This window comes from Gordonia sp. i37 (genome assembly GCF_002043085.1).
GTDB lineage: Bacteria > Actinomycetota > Actinomycetes > Mycobacteriales > Mycobacteriaceae > Gordonia > Gordonia polyisoprenivorans.
In genome coordinates, this window is the sequence record NZ_MVPX01000614.1 from 1 (window position 1) to 2,168 (window position 2,168).

Annotated in this window: 2 protein-coding genes; one reads left to right on the top strand and one right to left on the bottom strand. The window is 68.4% G+C overall.

Annotated elements, in window-relative coordinates:
- Positions 1–70 precede the first annotated feature (70 nt).
- Positions 71–1,273 (bottom strand): MFS transporter, encoded by a 1,203-nt coding sequence (locus B1964_RS28740; protein WP_079932220.1) that lies wholly within the window; start codon positions 1,271–1,273, stop codon positions 71–73.
- A gap of 53 nt (positions 1,274–1,326) precedes the next feature.
- Here B1964_RS28740 and B1964_RS28745 point away from each other — a divergent pair, with 53 nt between their 5' ends.
- Positions 1,327–2,085: a helix-turn-helix transcriptional regulator gene (locus tag B1964_RS28745; protein WP_079932221.1), complete on the top strand. Its 759-nt coding sequence runs from the start codon at positions 1,327–1,329 to the stop codon at positions 2,083–2,085.
- Positions 2,086–2,168: the final 83 nt, after the last annotated feature.

A 2,168-nucleotide genomic window follows, 5' to 3' on the forward strand; every position in this document is an offset into this window, starting at 1 on the left:
CTTCACCCACCCAGCACGAGGCATACCCTACAAACTACACCCATGTAACCTTAACTGAACGGTATTGGGTCTAGACCGCCTCGGGTGTGGGTGTCGGTTCGCGCAACCCGCTCGACAGGGCCAGCGCGAGGACCGGGATGCAGCCGAGCACGACGAACACGGCCTGCGTGCCCCACCGGTCGGCGACGATGCCCAACAACGGCATGAACAGACCGCCGGCACTGACCGCGAGTCCCAGGGTGACACCGGCCGCGGTGCCGGGGCGGTTGGGCAGATAGTCCTGGCCCAGCTTCACCAGCACGGCGAACGGGATGTTGGTCACCAGGCCGACCACGAAGACCAGGGGCAGGGCCGCGATCTGATGGCCGCACGCGAGCATGGCGAACAAGGCGGGGATCAGCGCGATGTTGCCGATCTGCACGGTGCGCACCATCCCGACGCGGTCGCCGAGCCGGCCGCCGGCCAGCGTGCCGAACACCCCGCCCACCAATTGCAGCGTGAGGGCAAGTCCCGCAATCGAACTCGATGCACCGAGGTATCGGATCCAATACAGCGCGATAAAGGTGTTGACGCCGAAGGAGATCGTCGAGCGGACCACTTCGACGGCGGTCAAGGTGCCGAACATGCCCCAGCGGTCGACTCCGCCGCGGGCGATCCGCGCGGCGGGATGTACCACCGTTCGGCGTTGATGGCGCCAGAGGATGTATCCCATCACCACCGCCGGGCCGATGAACACCGCGGTCGCACCGACACCCCACGCATCGAGTGCCGGGGTGGCCAGGGCGGGCGCCAGGAAGAAGCCGACGCTGCCGCCGGCGGCGAACAGGCTCATCGCGCTCGCGCTGTCGCCCGCGGCGCTCCGGGCGTCGCGCCCGGCGGGTGGATGGAACATCGCCACACCGAAGCCGGAGATCAGCAGCAGCATCCAGACCAGGGCATACGAGCCCGCGAGACCGGCGAGTCCGGCACCCAGCCCGGCCACGACCATTCCGACCGGCGACATCCACCGCAGCCGATGGCGGTCGGCCAGTAGCCCGACGAGGACCTGTGGCAGTGCACTGCCGAGCGTCGCGGCAAGCGCGAGACCCGAGGCGCCGACGTAGGAGTAGTGCCGCTCCAGCACGAAGAACGGCACGGCGGCCGGTACCAGGCCCTGATAGAAGTCGTCGACCGCATGGGCGGTGGCCCAGATCCGCATGCGCTGCCATGACGACCCGGCGGGTCGGCGAGATCCCGGCGGAGTCGACTCGACGGCGGTGTCCTCGATGCTCATGGTTCCATCGTGGTTCGTCGCCGTGGTGCAGTCTTCCGATATTCTGTCGGTTCATGTCGGAAAACAGCCAGCACGAGGATGTGGTGACCCAGTCGTCGTCACGTGCGGCAGGGGAGATCGTCGAACGCCATCGGCACACCGACGACCAGCTCATCTACGTCAGTCGCGGGGTGATCGCCGTTGCCACCGATGAAGGGGGATGGGTGGCGTCGTCGAATCGCGCGGTGTGGATTCCCGCCGAGACCTGGCACCAGCACCGATTCCACGGGTTCAGCCGGTTTCACACCGTGGGTTTCGCCGCCGTCGAACGAGTCCTCGACGCGGACGGCCCCGCGGTGATCTCGGTGACGCCGTTGGTGCGGGAGCTGGTGATCGCGGCCGCGGAGGACGTCCGCGGAGCCGACGAACTGTCCCGGATCCTCGCCGTGCTGCGCGATCAGTTGCGCCGCGTGCCCCAGGAGCCGGTCTCGTTGCCCACACCCCGCGACGATCGCCTCGCACGTGCGTGCGACCTGGTGCTCGCCGACCTCTCGGTGCCTCGCCCGCTGGGTGACCTCGCGGCGGCCGCGGGGGCAGGCGAACGCACGCTTGCGCGACTGTTCCACGACGAGATGGGGATGACATATCCGCAGTGGCGCACCAACATCCGGGTGTATCAGGCGATGATCGCGCTCGCCGAGGGGCGCTCGATCACCGCGACCGCGCACGACTGCGGGTGGGCCACCCCGAGTGCCTTCATCTCGGCCTTCCGACAGGTGACCGGCCGGACCCCGCGCGCCTACCAGATCGAGACGGTCCCGGTGCGTTCCTGACCGGTCGGGGTTCTCCACCGCCGGAATCCCTCGGTCGCAATCCCTGTGGGACAAGAGTTTCGGCCACAACGCCATCGGCCACC